Source organism: Rhizobium cerradonense (genome assembly GCF_030182455.1).
Taxonomy (GTDB): Bacteria; Pseudomonadota; Alphaproteobacteria; order Rhizobiales; family Rhizobiaceae; genus Rhizobium.
The window spans coordinates 13,658-37,801 of record NZ_JAQJCK010000011.1; the positions used below are offsets into that span (position 1 = coordinate 13,658).

The 24,144-nt window shown below is 58.3% G+C and carries 20 protein-coding genes; 11 read left to right on the forward strand and 9 right to left on the reverse strand.

Going from position 1 to position 24,144, the window contains the following annotated elements; translation table 11 throughout:
* Positions 1 to 25: 25 nt before the first annotated feature.
* From PH547_RS22365 to PH547_RS22385, 5 genes are all read right to left on the reverse strand, one after another.
* Complete coding sequence (locus PH547_RS22365; RefSeq protein WP_285169543.1) at positions 26 to 1,057, reverse strand: DUF3991 and toprim domain-containing protein; 1,032 nt, start codon at positions 1,055 to 1,057, stop codon at positions 26 to 28.
* Between the two features lie 199 nt (positions 1,058 to 1,256).
* Positions 1,257 to 1,433 carry a hypothetical protein gene (locus PH547_RS22370; protein ID WP_015341926.1) on the reverse strand — a complete coding sequence of 59 codons (177 nt, stop codon included), beginning with the start codon at positions 1,431 to 1,433 and terminating at the stop codon, positions 1,257 to 1,259.
* Positions 1,434 to 2,088: 655 nt separating this feature from the next.
* Positions 2,089 to 2,730, reverse strand: coding sequence for a dihydroxyacetone kinase subunit DhaL (gene dhaL / locus PH547_RS22375; RefSeq protein ID WP_285169544.1), 642 nt, complete (start codon positions 2,728 to 2,730; stop codon positions 2,089 to 2,091).
* Positions 2,731 to 2,740: 10 nt separating this feature from the next.
* On the reverse strand, positions 2,741 to 3,733 hold the full coding sequence (locus PH547_RS22380) for a dihydroxyacetone kinase subunit DhaK (RefSeq protein WP_004130028.1): 993 nt from the start codon (positions 3,731 to 3,733) through the stop codon (positions 2,741 to 2,743).
* 21 nt (positions 3,734 to 3,754) lie between these two features.
* Positions 3,755 to 4,606, reverse strand: a complete 852-nt coding sequence (locus PH547_RS22385; RefSeq protein ID WP_004130031.1) for a sugar phosphate isomerase/epimerase family protein — start codon at positions 4,604 to 4,606, stop codon at positions 3,755 to 3,757.
* 230 nt (positions 4,607 to 4,836) lie between these two features.
* On the opposite strand from PH547_RS22385, the gene PH547_RS22390 reads away from it, so the two are divergent.
* Positions 4,837 to 5,766 carry a LysR substrate-binding domain-containing protein gene (locus tag PH547_RS22390; protein ID WP_004130046.1) on the forward strand — a complete coding sequence of 310 codons (930 nt, stop codon included), beginning with the start codon at positions 4,837 to 4,839 and terminating at the stop codon, positions 5,764 to 5,766.
* A gap of 71 nt (positions 5,767 to 5,837) precedes the next feature.
* On the opposite strand, the gene PH547_RS22395 is transcribed toward PH547_RS22390, so the two are convergent.
* Positions 5,838 to 6,686, reverse strand: coding sequence for an alpha/beta fold hydrolase (locus PH547_RS22395; protein ID WP_004130049.1), 849 nt, complete (start codon positions 6,684 to 6,686; stop codon positions 5,838 to 5,840).
* Positions 6,683 to 7,651, reverse strand: coding sequence for an NAD(P)-dependent oxidoreductase (locus tag PH547_RS22400; RefSeq protein ID WP_015341921.1), 969 nt, complete (start codon positions 7,649 to 7,651; stop codon positions 6,683 to 6,685). Before PH547_RS22400 ends, PH547_RS22395 begins: the two co-directional genes overlap by 4 nt.
* Positions 7,652 to 8,045: 394 nt before the next feature.
* Here PH547_RS22400 and PH547_RS22405 point away from each other — a divergent pair, with 394 nt between their 5' ends.
* The 3 genes from PH547_RS22405 to PH547_RS22415 all read left to right on the forward strand — a co-directional run bounded on the left by PH547_RS22405 (position 8,046) and on the right by PH547_RS22415 (position 12,550).
* Positions 8,046 to 9,062 (forward strand): TRAP transporter substrate-binding protein, encoded by a 1,017-nt coding sequence (locus PH547_RS22405; RefSeq protein ID WP_004130054.1) that lies wholly within the window; start codon positions 8,046 to 8,048, stop codon positions 9,060 to 9,062.
* Between the two features lie 9 nt (positions 9,063 to 9,071).
* Positions 9,072 to 10,937 carry a TRAP transporter large permease gene (locus PH547_RS22410; protein ID WP_004130056.1) on the forward strand — a complete coding sequence of 622 codons (1,866 nt, stop codon included), beginning with the start codon at positions 9,072 to 9,074 and terminating at the stop codon, positions 10,935 to 10,937.
* Positions 10,938 to 11,551: 614 nt separating this feature from the next.
* Positions 11,552 to 12,550, forward strand: coding sequence for an MBL fold metallo-hydrolase (locus PH547_RS22415; protein ID WP_004130059.1), 999 nt, complete (start codon positions 11,552 to 11,554; stop codon positions 12,548 to 12,550).
* Positions 12,551 to 12,727: 177 nt separating this feature from the next.
* On the opposite strand, the gene PH547_RS22420 is transcribed toward PH547_RS22415, so the two are convergent.
* Positions 12,728 to 12,985, reverse strand: a complete 258-nt coding sequence (locus PH547_RS22420; RefSeq protein WP_037156026.1) for a hypothetical protein — start codon at positions 12,983 to 12,985, stop codon at positions 12,728 to 12,730.
* 253 nt (positions 12,986 to 13,238) lie between these two features.
* Here PH547_RS22420 and PH547_RS22425 point away from each other — a divergent pair, with 253 nt between their 5' ends.
* Complete coding sequence (locus tag PH547_RS22425; protein WP_004130061.1) at positions 13,239 to 13,568, forward strand: hypothetical protein; 330 nt, start codon at positions 13,239 to 13,241, stop codon at positions 13,566 to 13,568.
* A 19-nt stretch (positions 13,569 to 13,587) separates the two neighbouring features.
* On the opposite strand, the gene PH547_RS22430 is transcribed toward PH547_RS22425, so the two are convergent.
* A complete protein-coding gene (locus PH547_RS22430; protein WP_004130063.1) occupies positions 13,588 to 16,032 on the reverse strand; it encodes a beta-glucosidase in 2,445 nt (814 codons plus the stop codon).
* Positions 16,033 to 16,493: 461 nt separating this feature from the next.
* Between PH547_RS22430 and PH547_RS22435 the strand changes: the two genes are divergently transcribed.
* The 6 genes from PH547_RS22435 (at position 16,494) to PH547_RS22460 (ending at position 24,105) form a co-directional block, all read left to right on the forward strand.
* Positions 16,494 to 19,010, forward strand: coding sequence for a methyl-accepting chemotaxis protein (locus PH547_RS22435; protein ID WP_285169545.1), 2,517 nt, complete (start codon positions 16,494 to 16,496; stop codon positions 19,008 to 19,010).
* Positions 19,011 to 19,094: 84 nt separating this feature from the next.
* Complete coding sequence (locus PH547_RS22440) at positions 19,095 to 19,988, forward strand: MBL fold metallo-hydrolase (RefSeq protein WP_015341914.1); 894 nt, start codon at positions 19,095 to 19,097, stop codon at positions 19,986 to 19,988.
* A 12-nt stretch (positions 19,989 to 20,000) separates the two neighbouring features.
* Positions 20,001 to 21,125 carry a zinc-dependent alcohol dehydrogenase family protein gene (locus PH547_RS22445; protein WP_013984731.1) on the forward strand — a complete coding sequence of 375 codons (1,125 nt, stop codon included), beginning with the start codon at positions 20,001 to 20,003 and terminating at the stop codon, positions 21,123 to 21,125.
* A gap of 141 nt (positions 21,126 to 21,266) precedes the next feature.
* Positions 21,267 to 21,923 carry an N-acyl homoserine lactonase family protein gene (locus tag PH547_RS22450; protein ID WP_240535563.1) on the forward strand — a complete coding sequence of 219 codons (657 nt, stop codon included), beginning with the start codon at positions 21,267 to 21,269 and terminating at the stop codon, positions 21,921 to 21,923.
* Between the two features lie 151 nt (positions 21,924 to 22,074).
* On the forward strand, positions 22,075 to 22,764 hold the full coding sequence (locus PH547_RS22455; RefSeq protein WP_004130085.1) for a GntR family transcriptional regulator: 690 nt from the start codon (positions 22,075 to 22,077) through the stop codon (positions 22,762 to 22,764).
* Between the two features lie 108 nt (positions 22,765 to 22,872).
* On the forward strand, positions 22,873 to 24,105 hold the full coding sequence (locus tag PH547_RS22460; RefSeq protein ID WP_200863316.1) for an alpha/beta fold hydrolase: 1,233 nt from the start codon (positions 22,873 to 22,875) through the stop codon (positions 24,103 to 24,105).
* Positions 24,106 to 24,144 lie beyond the last annotated feature (39 nt).

The window sequence follows — 24,144 nt, forward strand, 5'->3', positions numbered from 1 at the left end:
TGTCCTCTCGACCTTGCCTTCCTCTTCAGTCCTTCATGACCCCCTGGCTGCCGCCGGCATCGTGACCGTCTGGGTCAAGGGCCGGCTCCGCCGGGCGAAGCCTCCCTTGACGCGGGCGGCGCGCATGCGGCACGCCTCCTCCTTCCATCCTTTCCGTCTTTTCCTTTTCCCTGATCTTCAGGGTTTCGTTCCAGTCCTCCACGGGCGGCCGAAGTCGCGTCCAGTCGCAGTCTGCATCGTCGGCAAGCGTCCGCAGCCGTTCGGCAAACATGTCGCCCTGCAGATTGGCGTCCGTGGCCGCAACCATCTGGACGCCAGGTTTCGCGGCCAACTCCCGCAACGCTGCCTCCGTGGTCGGCGACCATCCGCCGCCAGTGCTGAGATAAAGCGTGCCCTCCCGCAAACCCTCCATCGCCGCGAGGCTCATGGCATCGATCGCGGCTTCCGTGACAGCCAGACGCAGCGCGCTATCCGAACCGAAGCGGAAAAGAACCTTGGTTCCTCCGGACGCAAAACCCCGGTATTGCGGACCCCGCGCTTCCCAGCCGGTCAAGAGCTCGGCCTTGTCTCGGTGTGCCGCCCACATGCTGCCTTGCGGACCTTCGCGCAGAAGGTCGCCTTTGATCGCCGCTCGCAGCACGGTCGCTGGCAGGCGGCGCTCGCCATTAAGGTATCGCCACGACGCGGAACCGGGCCAGGGTCGCCTGCGGGACTGCCAACGATCGGCAAGAGAGAGGTCGCATCTCTCGCCATCTTTCGCCGACTGCCATTCCGGCTCCGTGATCTGAAAACCGACCAGAGCCGCGACCCGCTCGGCACCTTCGAGAAAGCCGACCCGATCGAGATGCTCGACAAGCCGGAACACATCGCCTTTCGCGTCGGACAAAGGATCGAACCATCCGCGCCCTTCATAGGTGACGATGATGATCTCGCCGCCGCGGCGGAATTTGACCGCCCGCCGTGTGCTTTCCTTCGCGTCTATTGCAAACCCCGCATACTCAAGCACCGCCGCACAACTGACCTGATCGCGCAGCGCTTCAATCTCTCTTCTCTTCATTTTTCATTCCGATCGCCCAGCGATCGGCCTCCATAATCCTTCCTTGCCCGTCGGTTCACCGACGCCTTTCGGCAGGCCCCGAAGAGCAAAGACCGCAAGGGCGCGGCTGGCAATTGTCGGATCATGCAAGCTGACGTCGGACACGGCGAGGCCCCCCTTGCGGCCTGCCGCTCGCAAGGGGCACCCACGCGGCGCCGGCTCAATGAGCCGGCCATGGCGTATACTCGTGCACGATCGCCAGATCGTCGTCGGCGTCGATCTCGTCAGAAGGAAGGACGCCGTATTCTCCGTCGACCTCGAAGAGGGTGACCGGGACCATCAGGTCACGGGAAAGCTGGAGGGCGTGGGACTGTGCGAGAGAGAGATCGTGCGACATTTGAGAGGCTCCTACGGGAGCGGGCCAATTCCCGCTCGATGGCTCCTCAAAAGGCACGGGGTCCGGGCGCGATCACCGCGAGGCGAAGCCGACGCGGCCGCAGCTTGCTAGCGGACCCTTTATGGGTTGATCGTGGAAGATCCGGAACCGGGCCAGGACGCCATCACAGACAAGCGGGATTGGCTTGCTTCCGTTTGGGCCACCGTTCGACGCACGATTTTCGAGCTTCGTGCCAGGTCGTCGCTGCCCGCAGGCCGATTACTCGTGTCTTCGATTTAGCGGGTCAGGTGTTGGCTGAGCGAAGGACTCTGCGTCGCCGCGTGACCGAATGTCGCGTCAGCTTCAGTCGTGGCACCGCCTAAGTTGCGATGAGTCGTGCCTTTCGCGGTTTGCGGAACCCGACCCTGCAAGCGAGAGCGATGGTGCCCGGAGACCTAATGCATAGTTCGCCGCCGACCCAATCTGTCCGCTAAATTTGATTCCCGGATGGCCGCGAAAACGGGTGTCCACCCTCGGGCGGTACACGGAGGACTGTTGCCGGATTTTTATCGCGGCGCGTTTCACATCAATAACCGAGCGGCACTCTGGATTGGCTTCCCCTTAAGCTCGGCATCACTTCGGTTCTCACTATGATCACGCTCAAGAAGCGATGACACTATTGAAGCCTATTACGGGTTCCCTCAGACAACACCTTGAGGATCAGCGCGCAAGACGTCGCACCAGCATCCAGCACGCCGAGCGATCGTTCGCCCAGCCTGCTGGCTCGGCCGATCCGCGCGATCAAGTTCACCGTCGAATCGCGGCCACTTTCGGCTGCCGCAACGAGGAGTTCCAATGCCTCGTCGAAGGATTTCCCTTCTGATGTCGCATTGTCAAAAGCTTCAACAGCAGGCACCAACGTGTCAAGCAATGTCTTGTCGCCGACTTTGGCCGAACCAATTTGTTGAATACCCGTCAAGCCAGCATGCAGCATTCGGCTGAACGTCTTGTTGTCGATCTGGTCGACCTGATCGATCTGCTGGGCAAACTCGGTGAACATCACACCGTAAAGCGGACCCATAGATCCGCCGATCTCGGTCATCAGGACTGTTCCGAGGGTCTCAAGCGCTTTTGCGAGCGATAGCTCCTTGCCGCGTATCCGGTCGGCCACTAAACCGAAACCTTTCGCCATATTTATTCCGTGATCGCCGTCGCCAATCTTGCCGTCGATCTCGCTGAGGTAGGCGCGGTTATCGATGATCGCTCTTGCCATGGAGACTACGATTTCTCCGGCTGCCGCGTTATTCATTTTTTGCATTGTTCCCTCCTTAAAGCGTCGCCGCGCAGCGAACCTCGACCTCCAGTAGCGACTTTAGCTCTTCATCGAGCGCCATGACCGTCAAAGTCGCTCCAACCATCTCAAGAGACGTGAAGTAGTTACCAACATACGCTTTGTGGATCCTGAGGCCGCGGCCGGAGATTTCCTCCTCGACTGTGTCGAAGAGAATGTAAAGTTCGTTCAGCGGTGTCGCGCCAAGGCCAGATACCAGTACGGCCACTTCTGTCCCCGAGCCGAGATCATGATCATCCAGCACGATCTGGCACATATCCTTGGCGACCTCTGATGCGCTCTTGAGCGCTTCTACTCGCACGCCCGGCTCGCCGTGATGGCCGATACCGACTTCAATGGTGCCAGGCTCGATCTGGAAGTTCGGATGTCCGACCGCTGGAAGAGTGCACGGCCCCAATCCGACACCGACCGAGCGGCAATTGTCGATGGCCTTCTGCGCTGCGTCACGAACCTCGGATAGGCTGGCGCCCATCGACGCTTTCGCTCCGCCGACCTTCCACATGAAGATCTCTCCGGCAACGCCTCGGCGCTTCTCCCGCTCCTCGGCGGAGGCGGAGCACACGTCATCGTTCGCAACCACCGTGGCAACCTCGATGCCGTCCTTCGCGGCGAGTTTCATCGCCATTTTCACGTTCATGTTGTCTCCGGCATAATTTCCGTAGAGGACAACGACGCCGTTTCCACCATTCGCTTCGCGTATGGCATCATGAAAGCTCTTTGCCGTTGGCGACGAAAACAGCTCGCCGACCGCGACCGCGTCGAGCATGTTGCGGCCTATATAGCCAATGAAGGCAGGCTCGTGTCCGGAGCCACCTCCAGTTACGACACCCACTTTTCCTTGCGCGGGCCGGTCAATCGCCGTCACCACGCGTTGGTTTTCGGCGAGGCGCACGATGTCTCGGTGTGCCTTCACAAAGCCCCTGATGGTATCTTCCACGACCTCATCGCGGTTGTTTACAAAACGTTGCACTGCGTCCTCCTCCAGACACGGTCATTGATTGTGGTTGAGCGCTCGCCGGACGACCTTGAGCGACCGACCCAGCGAGTCCTCGATCGTTGACAGCGGCACGGGATCTTGGCGGCGAACGGGCTGCGCCTGCCGATTGCGATGCAGTCTCAAGGGAAGTTCAATACTGACCGGGAGGCTGTCGAGCTTTGCGATTGCAGCCAGGAGGCGCTCGCACCCGACCTTGCCGTCGCCGATATCGCAGAAAAACCAACCTTCGTCGGTTTCACGGACATCCTTGATATGGGCGTGCGCCGATTCCGGCAGCGCCAGGATTCCATCACCTGCGAGATCGTCCATGTCCGGTCGATGTGACGCCGTGTTTGCAGCGTCGTAATTTAGCTTTAGAAAGGGCGATCCGAATTCCTCAACAAGAGAAATACCGTCCCGCGCGGTGTTGATCAGGCTATCGCTGCCGTCTCCTGGGTTTTCCAGGCCAACGATGATATCAAAGGCTTCCGCTCTTCTCAGTATGGTTTCGACGTTGCGACGGAATGTTGCCTCTCTTTGTCGGGCGGCCGCGTTGGTCGCAATAACTTTGGCTCCAATCGCCGCGGCGAATGCCATGCGGCCCGTGAACACTTCGACCGAATCTTCGAAACCGAGGTCGATGTGCGACGACATTGCATGACACAAGAGCCCCGAAGACCTAAGCGCGCTGCGCCAACTGTTCATCTCGGAAGGTGTGAAGGCGGTCTCATCGAAGGGTTCTGTATATCCAACGATAAAGGCCGGCTCGAAATGGGTGAACCCGAGGGTTGCCGCGCTCTCCAGTGCGGCCTCTCTGCTATGCCCGTCGTACGGCGCGCCGGACACGGAGATCACCCGTTCAGCCATGCATTCCTCCCTTAGCAAAGAACGGCGCAAAGGCCGTTCCGAAGGGCAAAGTGTTAAAAACGCTTCATCCGGACAAGCGAATTCCATCGGTCAATGCATGAATGCATCTCAACAAATGCATCATTTGCGTTAAATTTCCTCATGGAATATAGAGGAAGGGCGTCCTCCAGCGTACTGAATGTCTCAAGTAAGAAAGGTGGCGAGGCACGCATAAACGGGGAGGAGGGGTGATGAGCGCGTTGGAGTTTCCTTCGCTGCGATCGCTACAGGTGTTGGAAGCTGTCGCACGTCTTGGATCTTTTGGAAAAGCCGCCGAGGAACTGAGCATCAGCCCCTCGGCCGTGAGCCATCAAATGGCCGCGCTGGATTCGGAGCTCGGAATTGCTTTATTTCATCGCTCCGGGCGTTCAATCATGCTGACTGACGCGGGAAGGGCTTACGCTGAAGAGATCAGCGCCTCCTTTCGAAGGATCGAGAGCGCCACGCGCAATTTCACGAAGAAGGGCAAAAGTGACATTCTGAATATCCATTCGGTTGTCAGTCTCGCTTCGCAGTGGCTCATGCCTCGCCTCGCCCGGTTTAGCGCCCGCTATCCGGAGATCGATCTTCGACTGCACGCTTCTGGTGACCCGGCCGAGCTCAGGACCGGCAACGTCGATATAGACATCCGCTACGGAACGCAGCCCGTGGAGGTTGGCATCGCCGTCGAGCCCTTCCCGCCCGAGCCAATAGTGGTCCTGTGCGCCCCATCGTTGGTCGAGGGCGCAAACGGAATACGCTCACCGCAGGATCTCGCCAGATTTCCGCTCATCCACTCCGAAGTGAACCTCTATCGCTGGCAGGATTGGGCCGACGACCACGGTGTGAGGCTCAACATGGATCGGGGGCTGCGTTTCGATAGATCTTTCATGTCCATCAATGCGGCCGCGGATGGACTTGGCGTTTGCCTGGAAAGCCTCATACTCGTCCGGCAAGATCTGAAAAGCGGGAGGCTCGTTGCGCCGTTTGGCCTGGAAGGCCCCAGCATCAATTGCCATAGTCTCGTGTACTTACGGTCCAGGGCAAGAACGCCAAAGATCGCTCTGTTCAAACGTTGGATCGAAGAGACCCTGGCTGGCGACGCGGTTTCTGCGAGTGAGATCGACGTCGGCGGGAGGTGAGTTATGCGCAATCAGGGTCGGTGATGCGCGACTGGTGGATCAGACGCGCATCCCCGACGTCAGGCAGTGGTTTAGCCGAAGAATTTCCCGAGTTCGTTCGCTATGAATTCGGGAGCTTCTTCCGCAACCCAGTGACCCGAGCCCGGGATCAATCCGCCTCGAACGTCACTTGCCACCCGCTGCAGTGATTCCATCGTCTCCATGCCGCGGCCAAAACCACTGTCTCCGCCCAGGGCGAGGACCGGCATTTCGAGCTTGCCATCCCTCTCGAGGAATAACTCGTTGTCTTTGACGTCGGTTGGAAAGCCCCGATAATAGGCGAGAAGTGTGCGCAGGCCACCCGGTTTCAGGTAGGTACGGAAATACTCATTCTTGTCTTCCTGAGATAGCACGTTTGCCCGGCTGCCGTAATTGTCAAACAACCATTCCAGATAGATATGCTCGCGACCGCCGAACATCGCTTCCGGCAAATCCGGCGTCCTGAAGAAAGGGTGGTGCCAACGGCGGCCGCCTTGCGACATGTCCGCTCCATCGCCAGGAATGGTAACGTCCAGGATCGCGAGCTTGCTAACAGCCCCCCGGTGCTGCGCGGCCAGGGCAAACGCCACCGGGCCGCCCCAGTCGTGTCCCACAAGATTGAAGCGATCGATCTTCAGATGTTCAGAAAGAAGCTCCCACACGTCCTCGGCAATCGTTTTCTTGTCGTACCCATCGGCGGGCCGGGAAGTGTCGCCGAGGCCCCGCAGGTCCGGCGCGATGATCGCGTACTTGTCCGCGAGGAAGGGGATCACGTGCCGCCATTCGTGCGAACTCTGCGGCACCCCGTGAAGGAGAACCAGCGGCTCACCGGATCCTGCGGTCAGGTAGTGCATGGTGATACCGGACAGTCGCGCGTAATTGCTTTTGATCTCGGCACTCACTTTTTTGCCTCCTTCTGGCCCGCGGTCATTCCCCGATACGCACGAATGACCTGACTGTCATCTGCCGAGCCTGACCCCTGCCCAGACGCGGCAAGGAAGAACTGATGCGCAACGGAGGCGAGCGGCAGGGCGGCCCTGGCAGAGGAGCCGGCGGCAAGCACGATACCGAGATCTTTCACAAAAATGTCTACCGCGCTCGTTACCTCAGGGTCTTCCAGAAGCATCCGCTGGCCACGATCGTTGAGCATCCAGCTGGCGGCCGCCGAGCCGGACACGATCTCGAGTACCGTTGAGGTGTCGAGGCCAGCCCTTTCGGCGAGCGACAGCGCCTCAGCCGCTGCCGCCAAGTGTACGCCGCACAGCAACTGGTTGACTGCTTTGGCAACCGATGCCTGGCCAGGCCGCTCTCCGAGATAATAGATCTTGGAGCCGAGCACGTCGAAAAGATTGCGGCTCATCTCATAGGTTTGCCTGTCACCAGCCACCATGATGGAGAGCGACGCGTCGCGCGCTCCGGCGACGCCGCCGGAAACAGGCGCATCCAGAAACCGGTGACCGCGAGCAATAACGGCCTCGGCGAGCTGTTCAACCTCGCCGGGAGGGCATGTTGACATCAGGACGACGACGCTGGCCCTGGTTGAATTTGCCAGGGCGCCCCGTTCGAAGAGGGCTTGGTGCGCCTGGTCGATGTTGACTACCATCAACATCAAGACGTCGGTCTCGCTGGCCGCTTCTGTAGCGTCTGGATAGGCAGTCCCGCCACTGTCAGCGAAGCTTCTTAGAGCATTCTCCGAGATGTCAAACCCCTTGACCCTGAAGCCGCTTTTTAGGAGATGCGACGCCATCGGCAATCCCATCGAGCCGAGACCGATAAAACCGATTGTCGGTTTTCCCGGTCCTCGTGCCGGGCTCGGCTTTGTTTCTAAAGCTTGGTGCAATTCCGGTCTCCTCCGCGATACTGGCACGTCATAGGCCGGCACATCCCACCGGAGTGCCATGCTCGCATGCAAAGCGGTTAGCATGGCGGCTTCCTCCACATCAAAAGAGTTTGCGCAAAAAACATGTGACCTGGATTCATGTTGCCTGGCGCGTTCTCCCAGAAAAACTTTGCCTCCATCGCGGGTCACGCCGAACTCGCCTGAGTTCAACTCACCATTGGCCGGAGGCAATTCATTTGCGGACGTTTGGCGCAAGCGCCTAATTTACGTCCAGCCGCACAGTGGGAGGCTTCCGGCTTCAGCGACATCAGTCCAAGGTCTAAGCAACCTGCACGAAACTGAGGACGCTTACGAGGAGAGCGCCTGCGCTGGAGGCTCCTAAAAACATCGACATAGATCAACACGGTTAGAGGAGGAACCAATGATCAGAATGAATCGCCGTACCCTTATTATGAGTTCCGTGGCGATGACCGCCGCGCTTGCGGCACCGCGCATCATGCGTGCGAGTTCGCCTGAATTCTCGTTTAAATTCGCCAACATCATGCCGGTTGATCATCCGCTCAACACGCGGATGACCGAGGCTTCCGACAAGATCAGCCAGCAGACAGACGGCCGCGTGAGCATTCAAGTGTTCCCCGCGAGCCAGCTCGGCACCGATGCTGATATGCTCAGCCAGCTTCGATCAGGTGGCCTGGACCTTCTTGCGCAGACAGGCCTCATCGCAGCGACACTCGTCCCGCCGGCGGCCATCACCGGTGTAGGATTTGCCTACCCCGACTACGCGCAGGTGTGGAAGTCGGTGGATGGTGAGCTCGGCCGGAGCATCCGGACGGCTTTTGAGAAGGTCAACCTGATCGCCTTCGAGAAGATGTGGGACAACGGCTTTCGGCAGACGACCTCGATCGGGAAACCGATCAAGTCGCCCGAGGACCTCAAGGGCTTCAAGATCCGCGTCCCTCCTGCGCCGCTCTGGACATCGCTTTTCAAGTCTCTCGGCGCCGCGCCGACGTCGATTCCATGGGGCGAAACTTATTCCGCACTCCAGACCCACGTCGCCGACGGTCTCGAAAACCCGCTCGCTGGCATTTACTTTGCCAAGATGTACGAGGTTCAAAAGTATCTCTCCCGGACCAACCATATGTGGGACGGCTTCTGGATTCTCGCCAATCGGGACAACTTCGAGATGCTGCCTGAGGACTTGCGTGACATTGTCGTCACCGAGATCAATCGGTCGGCTATCGTGCAACGCGCTGATGTCGAAAAGCTGAATTCCGAACTCCAGGCAGAGCTGACGAGCAAGGGTCTTGAATTTATCGACGTCGATGTTTCCAAGTTCCGCGCGACGCTGCAAGCTTCGTCGTTCTATTCCGATTGGAAGGGGCGTTTTGGCGAGGAAGCATGGGCGTTGCTGGAGTCTACCTCGGGCAAATTGATCTGAGGCGTTGACATGGCTACTTCTGAAAATGTCAGCCCCCCGGTGATCGGCGCGTGGCCAGTCCTGGCCAAAGCTGAAGCGGGCGTGGTGCGCCTGATTGAATTGATCGCCGCAGCACTTGTTGTCGTCGAGGTACTCGTGCTGTCGGCGGGCGTCTTCGCCCGCTATGCATGGGGCGAGCCGCTCATCTGGTCGGACGAGCTCGCCTCCATGTTGTTCCTCTGGCTTTCGATCGTGGGCGCGGTCCTCGCTTTTCACCGCGGACAGCACATGAGGATGGGCGTTATCGCGGACGCGATGCCGCCCGTCGTAAGGGCAAGACTGGAGGTGGCTGCACTTGTCTTTTGCCTTTCGGTCTGCGTGCTTCTTCTGCCCAAGGCCACGGTCTACGCTCTTCATGAAGTTCCGGTCGTCACTCCCGCGATGGAAGTTTCGGTCGCATGGCGTTCGTTTGGTCTTCCGATCGGACTTGGCCTGATGCTTATCCTTGGCGTGACCAATGCCCTTCAGCGCATCAGGCTGAGCGATTTCCTGATCGGAGTCCTTGTAGCCGCATGCTTGATAGGGTTGGCGATTGCGGCGAAACCGTTGATCATGGCGATGGGCAACTGGAACCTCGTGCTTTTCTTCGTAGTCTTCATCGCACTAGGTGTGCTGAGCGGCGTACCAATCGCGTTCGTGTTCGCTCTCGCTGCCATCAGTTATGTGGCTCTGGGTACGAGCCGTCCGATAAGCGTGATCGCGGGTCGGCTTGATGAGGGAATGTCGCATCTTCTCCTCCTAGCGGTCCCGCTGTTCGTGCTGCTGGGTATGCTGATGGAGGTTACGGGCATGGCAAAAGCGATGCTGAACTTCCTGGCGTCCTTGCTCGGACATGTCAGAGGCGGCCTGTGTTACGTCCTCGTCGCGGCAATGTATCTGGTGTCTGGGATATCGGGTTCGAAGACCGCCGACATGGCTGCTGTCGCCCCGGCACTGTTCCCGGAGATGAAAGCGAGAGGATCAAAGCCCGGCGATCTCGTGGCCCTGCTTGCGGCTACGGGTGCGCAGACGGAGACGATCCCGCCGAGCCTCGTATTGATCACCATCGGATCGGTTACGAGCGTATCGATTTCGGCCCTGTTCATAGGCGGTCTTTTGCCGGCGTTCGTCTGCGGATTGATGCTTTGCGTTGTCGTCTGGTGGCGCTATCGCAACGAGGACATGTCGGGTTTTCGCAAGCCGCCAGCCAGGGAGATCTTTCGCACATTCCTGATTGCGCTTCCGGCTTTGGCCCTACCTTTTATCATCCGTACAGCGGTTGTCGAAGGCGTTGCTACCGCCACGGAAGTCTCGACAATCGGCATTGCCTACTCGCTGCTGGCAGGCCTCCTCATTTACCGCCGGTTCGACTGGAAGCGGGTGGGTCCGATGCTGGTGGAAACGGCGGTCTTGTCCGGAGCCATCCTTTTCATCATCGCGGCGGCAACGGCTGTGGCCTGGTGCCTGACTCAATCGGGTTTTTCGCGTGGGCTGGTTCAGACGATGGCGGGTCTACCCGGAGGAGCGCCGATCTTTATGATCGTGTCGATCGTCGCGTTCATTGTGCTCGGTAGCGTGCTGGAAGGCATTCCCGCGGTGGTTCTGTTCGCACCCCTGGTATTTCCGATCGCCAAGGGATTAGGGATCCACGACGTGCACTATTCGATCGTGGTCATTCTCGCCATGGGAGTGGGCTTGTTCCTCCCGCCGTTCGGCGTCGGTTATTATGCCGCCTGTGCAATCGGCCGTGTGAACCCGGTGGAAGGCATAAAGCCGCTGTGGGGGTACATGATCGCCCTGCTTCTCGGGCTTGCGATCGTCGCAGCGGTGCCCTGGATCTCGATCGGCTTCCTATGACGTGCGACCGTAGGCGGCCGGTAGAGAAGTCGGCCATTCTACGGTCGTAACCATGTCGGATAAGGCGGAATGCCGGGCTGGCAACGCGCTTCAGAAGCATGCTGCTGGCTCCGCAATATGCCCGGGAAGAAATGTAGCGCCCACCCGAAGATCGTTACGTCCTCGCGGTTTTCCGTGGCTTCTTCCTCAGGAGCGGTGCGCTCTTCGAGGGAAGAGGTAACATCTATCCTCCGAGCGCTTAATGAACACCGTTGGCGACCTGACGCAGAGCCACTCACATAACAATGAGGCAGCCAAGGCGATCCACGATAATCTTGCCGATATTCGGATGCGAGCCGCGTCCCGCAGTCAGGGAGCCAAGAGTTCTTTCGAACTCACCGAAAGCCAACGAGATCTGATGGCCGGACCAACGCGGTACCCCGAAACCGGTTGTTTCGATTGATGAATCGCAGGTCGGAGCGAGATCATTTGTTGAGCGATGCTCATTGAAATGGACTCGCAATTCAATTGTCCTAGACCTGCCACTTGATACCTTTCCGATGCAGACAAAGCCGAAATCCGTCGCAAGACAAGCGCGGTCTGCAGACGCATTTTTACAAATGGGGAGGAGTGAAATGGGAAATGAACGTTTCGAGATCGACCGCCGCAACTTACTATTGGCAGGGGGAGCTGCTTTGAGTGGAGCCGTTTTGGGTGCGAACAGTGTAGCGGCTCACGCTGGGGCGAGCCCCGTTTCCGGGGCACAAGCTCCGGACTTTTATCGATTTGCCATTGGGGACGCCCAGGTAACCATCGTATCAGACGGCCCACTTCCGCTCGGCGACCCGACACAAAGTTTTCTCGGCGTCCCGGCCGACGAGATAAGATCCATGCTAAACCACAGCTTCCTGCCCACGGATGAGGTCGTTCTCGCTCAGAACGCACCTGTCGTAAACATCGGTGGCAAGCTGATTTTGTTCGACACGGGGATGGGATCGCTTAAGCAATTTGGCCCGACGACTGGCCGTCTCAAGTCTTGCTTGGCCGCCGCGAATATTGCGCTGGAAGATATTGACGCTGTCGTCTGTTCGCATGCTCATTGGGACCACGTCGGCGGAATCTGGGGCGACGACGGGAAACCAACGTTTCCAAATGCCCAGGTGTACATCAGCCAAACCGACTACGATTTCTGGACCGACGAGAAAAAACTTGGAGGCGATCTCAACGGTCTAGTTAAAGCCGCGATCCACAACCTCAAACCCGTGCGGGACCGCATGGTTTTTTTCCAGGACGAACAAGAGTTTCTTCCTGGTATTCATGCCATTAGCGCTCCTGGACACACACTCGGCCATAGCTGCTTTATGATTGAGTCAGCAGGAAAGACAATGTGCTATGGCGGCGACCTCACTCATCATCCTGTGCTTCTGTTCGAAAAGCCTTTGATGGAATTTGCGTTCGATACCGATCCCAAACTGTCAGCTCAATCGCGTGTGCGCATTCTGAAAATGCTGGCCTCCAATAGAATACCCTTCATGTCCTACCACTTCCCATGGCCGGGCTACGGGCACGTTGGCATAGCGGGAGAGGGCTTCGCGTATTTTCCTGAGCCACTACATCTTAGCCTGTTGGACTGAGTGGTAGAGAAGGGCGCGAGGGCAATGCCTTCGCGTCAATCCTATCCGGAGGGCAGTCGAACGAAATCATCACATGGCGGAAGTTACGCAACAAGCAATGTGCGCCTTCATCGCGTTGCTAGACATCAAGTCACGCGGGAACGCCAACTGAAATCAAGAGCGATCGGCGGACCGCACCTAAAGGCAATTCCTGATCGGAAACATATCCTCGCCGTAGTGGTGAAGCCTTGTGTGATGCCGTCGGCATAACCAGCGCACCTTTAAAGGGTCGTCGTATTGATCATGATGGGCGTCGACCGTTTCAATCCCGCAGACCTCACATGTTTGCTTTTCCAGGTCGCCTGCCTTTACGGCTCGCTGTACAGCAAGATGAGCATCATATTTCGCTGGATTAGCACGGCGCCAATTTGCTTGGCGGGTGTCGGTTTTCAGCATCGCCGCATCCTGTGCCTGTAATTTTGCGCTCTCGACCGATAGATACCTGGAGAGGGCTGCAGGCTCAAGTTTCCGCACAGAGCGACGGCGTCTGTCCGTGGCTCCGCGTCCGAAAACAAGATTTCGCATTGCCAGGAATGATCAGGGTTGGGCCATCGAGATCCAAGTTTGCTGCCCGCAATCTTCGCACGGTGGATACGATATCGCTCGTGTCGATCGGTGCTCCCGATCGTAGCGCGCTGGATGACTAAGCTTGAAATTTCTGCTCGATACATATGTCCTGAAGGAGATCGGTCGAGCCGAATTGCACGAGAATGTGGCAGCCCTCGATACGATTGACGATTCCGATCTCGCGACAAGCGTGAGCTCAGTTCGAGAGACTGCGAAAGGCATCAAAAAAATTGTAGGACCGACGCTGTCGCGAACGTGTCCGCCAACGCTTCCGACGCCATCTTCGCCGCCTATGAAGGTCGGTATCCTTCCTGTCGATGACAATATCGCCCGTCTTGAGCCATTCTTTCACTCATTCACCGAGCTTCACCGCACTGCGCTCATTTTAGGACTCAACCACCACCAAACGTAGTCTTTGATTCTCTGCACGATTAGAGCGCTAAGACAGCGCCCTTTTGCGTGACAGTTCCACTCAAACGGATGTCGGTGGCCGAGAACCCAGCCATAACTGCAAATCCCCCCGTCTCTATCCGCCAGCACCGCTCGGTCGTGTCGAAGAAGGCAAATGTTCGGGCGTCAAGAATGAAACTGAGCCTTCGTTTCTCACCGGGTTCCAGGGCGATTTTCGAGAAGGCTTTCAGTTCTTTGACCGGTCTGGGTACAGATGCTTCAACATCGCCGACATAGATTTGCACCACTGCCGAACCTGGCCGCTCGCTGACGTTGGTCAATCCCAGTGTCACTGTCACCGCGCCGGCAGCATCCGGCAGCCCTACCGTCAGGTCTGACATCGCAAAGCTTGAATAACCAAGACCATGACCGAAGGGGAACAGTGGCTTAATGTCCTGGCGATCGTAGTGCCGATATCCAACGAACACACCTTCGTCATATCGCACATGGCCATTCTTGCCTGGATAGACCGCGTCATCCTCGGTATGTGTGGGATTGTCAGCCCAGCGCACCGGGAAGGTCTGTGCCAGTCGGCCCGAGGGCTCGGCCTTGCCGAGGAGGACATCGGCGATCGCGTTGCCAGCTTCCTGGCCGGGATACCAGCATTGCAGTACTGCACGAGCACTGGAAAGCCAGGGCATTTCCACCGGTCCACCAGTTTGCAGGACGACAATCGTGTTCGGATTGGCCGCAATTACCGCCTCAACAAGCTGGTCCTGCAGACCAGGAAGCGCAATGCCGCGGAGATCGGAGCCCTCGGTATCCCAGTCGCCCGTTCTGCCCACGAAGACTACCGCATGATCAGCCTTCGCGGCGACGGCTGCTGCCTCGGCAATCTCCGCTTCGGCCGAAAACCTGCCTATTCCTACCCGAATTGCGGCGATATAGAGGTTGACGTGATCGTGCCGGGCGTACTCGGCGACGACCTCGTATTTACGGCCGGCTTCGAGCGTGATTTCACCCACGACCTCCTCGCAGCCTTCTTCAAAGAATGTGGTACCACGTGTCCAGGAAGCCCAGGCGTCCACCACAAGCCTGCCGTCCACATAGACACGGCCAAGCCCCGCCGAGGTCAGGCCGACGCGATAGCCGCCGGCTTCTGAGGCTGTGAAGACGGTGCGCATTCGGGCGGAAAAGCGATGCGGATCGACGGTGCCCCCGGCCACGGGGGGCAACCATACACCGAGGCTCGACGGTTCCTCGATAACCTTCACGGGCTCGCCAGCAAGCTCCCTCCCTTGGAAAAATTCGAAGGTTGTCGGGTTTTCGATCAGCGGCTGAAACCGATAGTTGCTGCAACCTTGAGCGTAGAACACGTTCTCCTCACCCAGGGCGTCCGCCAGCCCCTGCCACGGACTGACGACATAGTGGGGGTTCAACTGCGCCGAGCCGCCTCCCATAATCTGCGCGATCTTGGCATTGGGTCCAATGATGGCGACCGTACCTTGCTGAGCCAATGGCAGGATGCCGTCATTCTGTAGCAGAACTGCGCTTTCCGCTCCCGCGCGCCTGATGAGTGCCCTATGTTCCGGCCGATTAATGGCGTACTCCTTAAACTCGCGATGATCGTTGATTGCGCCGGTGCGTTCCATCAGGGTCAGGATATTGTGCACACAGGCGCGGACGGTCTCGACACTTACCTCGCCCGCGTCGATCGCCGCCAGAAGCTTGGAGCCGCGGTCGCGGGTCGGGCCCGGCATCTCCAAATCCAGCCCAGCATTCACGGTGGGTGCGGTCGAACGCGAGCCGAACCAGTCCGACATCACCACGCCGTTAAAACCCCAGCCACCGCGCAGTACCTCGTTCAACAGCCAATGGCTTTCCGCCGTGTAAGTACCGTTTAGTTTGTTATATGAAGACATCACGGCCCAGACCTTTGCCCGCTTCACCGCCGCCTCAAAGGGTATTAGGTAGACTTCGCGCAGAGTGCGTTCATCGATATCTGAAGAGATGGTTGTACGTTCGATCTCGGACTCGTTGCCAGCGAAATGTTTTATCGTGGCACCCACTTTCTTGGACTGCAGACCTTCGATATAGCCGACGGCAAGTTCCGCCGTCAGTATCGGATCCTCAGAGAAACACTCAAAGTTTCGGCCGTTTGTGACGCTGCGCTGGATGTTAACGGTCGGCGCCAGCGAGACATGGGCCCCTTTGGAAAGAACCTCGTCACCTAGCGCACTGCCGATTTCCCTGGCTAGGTCCGGGTTCCAACTCGCTCCGATGGCAATGCCTACCGGGAAAGCCGCTGCAGTCACACCCCCGACAAAAGACCCCGCCCCGCGGGCGCCGTTGGGGCCGTCCGTCAAGCGCAATCTCCCTATCCCTAGGCGGTCGATGGGCGGTAAAGACCAGAACGTATCGCCGGAAAGTAGCGAGACCTGCTCGGCCAAGGTCATATTATCGAGCAATGCTCTCGTATCAGTCATCTTCTCTGCTTCCTCAATCTCAACACTTACCGTTCCCCAGATCGGGCATCTCGATATGCATATTGGGAAAGCTGGTGAGGTCGGCGTCATCCAAGGAGCCGTCCATCCATGAGAAGGACCCGTTTGTTCCCCAAGGCGCCGTCACCACGACGACGACATGTTCGCAGTCTTCACATGGCCGAGATGCCGTCACCGCTTTCCACTGAAAACAAGGACATCGCGGTTTGATCGATGTAAGCGGTGAAAGTTGTGCCGGCTGCGGCAGCGCCGGTTCTGGAGTTATTCCTGCGCAAGTTCGCGAGACAATTTGATAAACCTGAACATGCTTTATCAGACAATCTGTTGACAGACAATCCTCAGTCGCGCAGCCTCGTGTCGTCATTGATGATTCGATGCTTCCATCGGAGGCGGATCCCGATTGATGAAGCTTCTTCACCGCCTATGGACAAGGATGGACCACAATGGACAGGCTGTTGTCCCGTTTCCGGCTACAGACAAAAGTAATCATTTTCGTACTGCCTTTCATAATCAGTATTTGCGCGGTGGGGTTTTTGGGGCACTACGCCGCGGGTCTCCTACAAAGCCGCCTGGAAACCTCAAGCCAGGTGATGCAGGTGCTCTCGGGTTTCCGTGACGTCTCCGCCTCGATGAGAGAGTTTCTCGACGAGGCGTCGGAAGAAAGGCGCGATCGCGTGAAGGCTGACCTGCTCGCGCAGCAATCGCATCTGCAGGCTTTGGTGACGAATGCCGGAGCTACGGCGGAAAGCGAAGGCCTCCAGTCGGCAAACGCGATTATGCTGGACGTGGTGAACAATTTTGGTTCTCTCTGGAGCATCCATGAAAGCGAAGAGAAACTGATAAGCTCGATCGCCAATCATTCTGAATCGCTGGTTTGGTCGCAGAATGAAATGCTCAGGCTAGCAGACGAGTTAAGGAAGTCCGGCGAGCAGTCCGAGGGCGCCGCCAAATCGATGTTGCGCGATGCCGACAGGGTGACAGGCTATGCAACCTTCTTCCTTGATCTTGCCGCGGGCTACCAATTCGCCGGAACGACCGAGTTGAAACTCAAATATTTGGGCGGCAAAGTGGGCGAGTTGCGTCGGAGCGCCCGAAATCTGCGGGCTTCCTTGCCATCGGACGCCACAAAACTGTCGAGCTCGGTCGATGGCGCGGTGAAAAGCGTAACACAACTTCTGTCGCAGGGCGCTTCATCGGACAACACCGTAGGCCTCGACACCGCAATGTCCGCGTTCAAGGAAATCTCCGTCGCGATTAACGCGGTAGCGAACCAGCAAACAAAGAAAGCAATCGTCGAGTTCGCAGGTCTCGACCAACATTTGGCGAAGATCAGCAGCGCCTTGGACGGCAGCCGAAGACTTTCAGACTCCAGCTATCTCATCAGGATAAACCTTGCGCGCTTCATAGCCGACCCTACCGAACAAAACCGTGCGCAGCTCGTCCAGAACTTTGACAGAACGAAGAAGGAGATATTGGACATCTGGAGTGCCGCTTCCGACCTCGACCTTTTCAAGGCAGTCCAGAATACGGTGCCGCCGGCGGTAGAGGGTATGACGCAGGACAGTGCGAAGCTCGTCGAGATCTCGGAAGTGAGGCGTGCGCAATATAGGCAAACGACAGACCAGTTGAACACCATATGGGGCCACCTCACGACGTTTGCCGACGCCCAGCGCGCAAGAGCCATTGAAGAGACGGCTTACGCGAATGGCATTGGCCTCATCACGACATTTGCCGGCGTCCTCGTCGCACTTCTCGCTGGCTTCGGGATGATTGCGACTTTCAAAAAACCTGTTGTCCAGTTGACCGACGACATGCGGCGTTTGGCGGAAGGGGACCTTGACATTGAGATCGGCGGTTCTGAGCGCGCTGATGAGCTCGGAGAAATGGCCCGGGCGCTCTGTGTCTTCAGGGAGAATGCCGCGAGGAAGATCGAGATCGAGAACGACGCGGATCGTCAACGATCGGCTTCCGAAGCTGAACGTCGGCACAACGAGGCGGAGAAAGCCGAGATCGACAAACAGATCGGCGACGCCGTCGACAGTCTTGCCGCTGGGCTGGAGAGGTTATCCAACGGTGATGTTTCGAGCACGATCGATCAACCGTTCTCCGGGCGGCTGGAACAATTGCGACGGGACTTCAACAATTCGTTGCTGCGTTTGCAGGCGACGATGTCGGAACTTCGCGGCAACATCGTGCTCATTCGGCAAAATGCAGACAACCTCAGCAGTGGCGCCGATGATCTCTCCCGCCGCAGCGAGCGTCAAGCCGCGTCGTTGGAGGAGACCGCGGCCGCTGTTCATCAACTCACCGCGACGGTGCGTTCCTCGACAGAGCAGGCACAAGCCGCAGCCCAGCTGGTAAAAGAAACCAAGCAGGCCGCGGATGCGTCTGCTTCAGTGGTCACGAACGCGGTTGACGCTATGGGACGAATAGAAGCGGCTTCCGGGCGCATTTCGCAAATCATCGGCGTCATCGACGAGATTGCCTTCCAGACCAATCTCCTGGCACTCAATGCCGGTGTCGAGGCCGCGAGAGCTGGAGAAGCGGGGCAGGGCTTCGCTGTCGTGGCCCAGGAAGTCAGGGAACTTGCCCAGCGGTCGGCTCTAGCCGCCCAGGAAATCAAGGAACTCATAGCAAGATCAAGCGAGGAAGTCGCCTCGGGATCGCGATTGGTGAACGAGGCGGGCAAGGTGCTGATTGCGATATCGTCGAATGTTGCCGGAATTTCCGAAAGGGTTGAGCTTATCGCTGCGGCGAGCAGGGACCAGGCGGCTTCGCTTATCGAAGTGAACCAGGCCGTTGGCGAGATCGATGACAGCACCCAGCGAAACGCTGCCATCGCCGAGCAAGCCCACGCCGCCACCCAGGAACTCACAAAAGAGACCCAGCGGCTGATGCAGCAGATCGAACAGTTCAACATCGGCAGGCCAAGGGGTCACGTGCTTTCGATCGTTTCCTGACTTCGTAGACAATCACCACTATTGTGTTGACAGATTTTCATACAATCTGTCAAATGGTGCAGCCAATCTGGGAGGATAAGCGGCGTGCTCAATGACCAAGCGCATCAGACTAAGTTGCCCTATTTCTATCCGTTCAAGTTCGGAAGCGGCGAAATAACGGTACTTTCGGACGGACCGTTGGAATTGGGCGACCCACGGGAGAATTTCCTCGGGGTCGACGCAGCCACGGTGACGGAAATGCTCGACAGGAACTTCCTGTCCAGTTCGTCGGTGACCCTCGAGCAGAACATCCCGCTGGTCAAAATCAACGGAAAGACCATCCTGTTCGACACCGGGATGGGGACGTCGAAGATTTTCGGGCCGACGACCGGTCGCCTGCTGAAGAGCATGCAGGAGGCAGGGATCGACACTTTGGAAGTCGATGCCGTGGTGTTGTCCCACGCACACATCGACCACACCGGCGGACTTTGCGATCAGGACGGCAAGCTTAATTTTCCCAACGCGGAGATCTTCATAAGCGAAAGCGACTTCGATGACTGGACCGACGGAGGCAAGCTTGATGACGGTTTCAAGGCCCAGGTGGAAAATGCCCGGAGGAACCTTCTTCCACACCGTGATCGGATAACGCATTTCGTGGACGGTCAGGAGTTTCTGCCGGGCGTGCAGGCAGTGCACGCTCCAGGCCACACCTTGGGCCACTTCTGCTTCCTCATGCAGTCGGGCAACGATCGGCTCTGCTTCCTCGGCGATCTGACCCATCATCATATCCTGCTGATGGAACGCCCGTGGATGGAGTTCAAGTACGACACCGATCCCAAGCTCTCGGCGCGGTCGCGCACACGGGTGCTGGATATGCTCGCGACAGACCGCATACCAGTGATGTCCTATCACTTTGCGTGGCCCGGGCTCGGCAATGTCGCCCGGGAGGGGGAAGGCTTCCGCTACGTACCCGCCGCCATGCAGATGCTCTCGAGATAGGAATACGCGACAATGCAGATGAAATCAGTCATTCTCCGAGAGTCAGGGCTTCCCAAGCCGTATGCAAGTTCGCGGCCTCTCAGTGTCGAGACCGTCGACCTGGCGCCTCCGGGCAATCTTGAGGTCCTGGTCAAAATCAAGGCCGCTGGTGTGTGCCACTCCGACCTGTCGGCGATAAATGGCGACCGCCCCCGTCCATTGCCTGTCGCGTTGGGGCATGAAGCGTCCGGCATTGTCGAAGAAATCGGACCCGGTGTGGATACAGTGAAGGTTGGCGATCACGTCGTGATGTCGTTCCTGCCCATCTGCGGACACTGCGATTACTGCGCGGGAGGACGCGCAAGCCTCTGTGAGCCGGGCTATCGCGCAAACGCCGCCGGGACATTGTTGAACGGTAGCAAGCATATCCGTCTTCGGGGCTACGATATCAACCATCACAGCGGCGTATCGGCGTTTTCGGAATACGCGGTCGTGTCGGCGCACTCGGTCGTCAAGATCACCAAAGACGTGGACGTCACCATGGCGGCCTTGTTCGGATGCGCCGTGATGACAGGCGTCGGTGCCGTCGTAAATACATGTGGCGTGAAGCCGGGGCAGTCGGTCGCCGTCATCGGCCTGGGAGGCGTGGGGTTGTCGGCCGTCCTCGGAGCGGTGGCCAGCGGGGCAAGCGAGATCGTCGCCATCGATTTGATGCCGGAGAAGCTTGAGTTGGCTAAGGCGCTGGGCGCGACGCGTACCTTCCTGGCAACCACGCCGGATGTCATCGGCGAGGTCAAGGAAGCGACCCGCGGGGGAGTGGACTACGCCATCGAGATGGCAGGGTCGAGCAAAGCGTTCGAAACCGCGTATGGCATTACGCGGCGCGGCGGCACGACGGCCACAGCGGGTCTGGCGAACGTGAACACCAAATTCGAGATCTCGCCGCTTCCTCTTGTCGGGGAAGAACGCGTCATCAAAGGCAGCTACATGGGGTCCTGCGTACCTTCGCGCGATGTTCCCCGCTATATCGACCTGTTCCTCAAGGGTAGGTTGCCCGTGGAGAGACTGTTGTCCAGCACTGGCCCGCTTGAGGAAATCAACGAGGCCTTCGACCGGTTAGACCGTGGCGAGGTGATCCGGCATCTGCTGGTTCCTTGAGCCTGCGGAAGGAGCGAGAATTTGACCGACTGGAAAGTCCTGGCGATACATTACGGCACTGCGGTTCGGCCCGTTGGCGAACTCGGCCTGGAAGCAGGAGATCCCCACGACGCCCCGGGCAGGATCGAGTATTTCGTTTGGTTGATCCGCCATGGTGAACGTCTGATCCTGGTTGACACCGGGTTTAGCCCGCAGGAGGCTGAAAGGCGCGGGAGGACCATGTTGATCCATCCGGTCGAGGCGCTTCGCCAGCTCGGGATTTCCGCATCGTCCATTACCGACGTCGTCATCACGCATCTTCACTATGATCACGCAGGAAACCTTGCGGACTTCCCCGAAGCCCTGTTCCACTTGCAGGATCGGGAGATGGCCTACGGTACAGGACGATGCATGTGCCATGATCGTCTTCGGCGTCCCTTTGCGGTGGACGCCGTAGTCGATGCGGTCCGCCTGACGTTTTCCGGCAGGGTGTGCTTCCACGACGGGAACGGCGAGATTATGGAGGGGCTCACTATCCATCTCGTCGGCGGTCATTCTAGGGGCCTTCAGGTCGTGAGGCTGGACGATGGCAATGACGTCGTCGTTATCGCATCGGACGCACTCCATTTTCAACGCTTTCTAGAGCATGACGACGTCTTTCCGCTTTTCGCCGATTACGCCGACGTATTGGAGGGATACCGAACTCTCCGTGAGCTTTCAGGACCGTCCGGAGTACTCGTTCCAGGCCACGATCCCGCAGTCCTGACGAGTTTCCCATCGCTGTCACCGGATCTCGCATTTGCAAAGGTTCTACGGTAATGGGGACGCATGGAATGTCCGGTAAGAGGCCAGGCTTGGGTGTTCTTCGTTTTCGTCAGACAATCGGGTTGTCTCATCGGGATAACCCACCATATAGTACCATGACTTGCGCGGCCGGTTCCGGCCTTGGTAAAACGGACTTTTGGATCCTATGGGTGATATGGATTTACAGATTGCACGGCAGAGTGCCACTTTGCGCACTCAGGTAGAGGATAAACTGCGGCAGGCGATATCCAGCGGCCGTTTCAAGCCGGGTCAGCGCCTCGTTGAGCGAGAACTCTGCGAGTCGATCGGTGTCGGACGAACATCAATCCGCGAGGCGCTTCGACAACTCGAGGCCGAGGGCCTCATTACCAGCTATCCGCACCGCGGCCCCGTCGTCAGCACTATCACTTACGAAGAAGCCGCTCAGCTTTACAGCGTCAGGGCTTTGCTCGAGAGCTATGCTGGAAAGGAATTCGCTGAAAACGGAACCGCCCAGGATATTCACACACTCAATGAGGCGGTTGCTGAGTTTGCGGAAGCCGCGGCAAACGGCGCCGGTAGCAGGCTCATCAAGGCGAAAACCGCGTTTTACGACTGCCTGATGCAAGGGAGCGGAAACGTCTTCGTCAAGCAAATGCTGACATCGCTCCACAATCGGGTGACGCTCCTGCGCATGACGTCGATGACGCAGCCGGGGCGCTTGAACCACAGTGTGGAAGAGATAAAGGAGATCGCTGCGGCCATTACCGACCGAAACGGACCGAAAGCCGCCGCAGCCTGCAAGTACCACATCGATATGGCGGCTAAGGTCGCGTTGGACTACCTGCGTAAAACCTCTGAAAACCACGGCGATTGAAGAAGCGGCATTAGCCGGTATTGACAGATTGTCTGATAATCTGCTTATTCGAAGTCATGGCGCTGCCGACGCGTGCGGCCTGGCGCTCGCTCGAACAGGGAGGTTGCTTTGGCCATTTTTAATGAATTGCGGTCCCGCATGTCGGAGGCCCTTGGGGATCAGGAATTGCCCCGGCTCACTCCGGACCTGACGATAAAGATCGCCTTCTACGTCGGCGATCAGGTGATCGCCCTCGATTTCGCTGAAGGCGGCGCGGAGATCTCGGGGGAAAGCAGTGACCCCCAGGTGACAGTGAGGGCCACCACGGACGCCTGGGATCAGGTTCTGATGACGCCGCCGCCGGCGACCTTTCACTCCTTCACGGCGTTGCAGCTTGCAAACCCTCTCTTCGAGATCGCGGGCTCACCGCTCGACCTCGCGAAAGCACGCCCGGCTCTCGAACGGGTGTTCGAGCTCGTCGTCACGTCCCCCGAGATGACAGCGGAGCGTGCGCAACGCGACCTGCGTCAAATTCGGGGGCGGTATGCCGTCGTCAATATCGATGACGTCCCCCATGAAATATATTACGAAGAAGCAGGTGAGGGGGTGCCGGTCCTGTTTCTTCACACCGCCGGAGCAGATAGCCGCCAATTCATGCCTCAGCTCGCGGACACCGAGCTTGCGAAAAGCTACAGGCTGATCGCGGTTGACCTACCATTCCACGGTCGGTCCATGCCGCCGCTGACGTGGGACGGAGCACCCTACAAGCTCACGGCATCGATCTACCTGAAATGGTGCACGGCCATTCTCGAACAGGTGGTTCGCGAAAAGGCGATTGTCGCGGGTGGGTCCATGGGCGCGGCAATGTCGCTGGTTCTCGCGGCGGAACGGCCGGAGCATATCCTCGGGATCGTGGCGATCGAGCCACCTTTCCGCTCCAAGGGAAGGAGGAACCCATACCAGCACAACGTAAACGTACACGGCTCACTTCATAACTCGGCATATGTCAGAGGGATCATGAGCCCACTGAGCCCCGCAGGGGAGCGCAGGAGGTCAAGCTGGATCTATTCGCAGGGAGCGCCCGGAGTTTACCCAGGCGATCTTTCCTTCTACAGCGACGAGTTCGACGGAGCAGTGACAGCTCCCCGTATTGACCCATCACGCACCCCGGTGGCGCTGCTCTCGGGCGACTATGACTACTCAGCCACGCCGGCCGACGGTGCCAAGCTCGCCGAACTTATTCCGGGATGCCTCCACCTCGTTATGGGCGGACTAGGTCACTTTCCAATGTGCGAACACCCGAACTTCTTCCGGAGCTATCTTGTCAAAGGGCTCGATTTCGTACGGCACGCCGCTCGCTGAGCGGTTGGATTGACTCTCGTCGCCCGGTGCAGCCGCCGG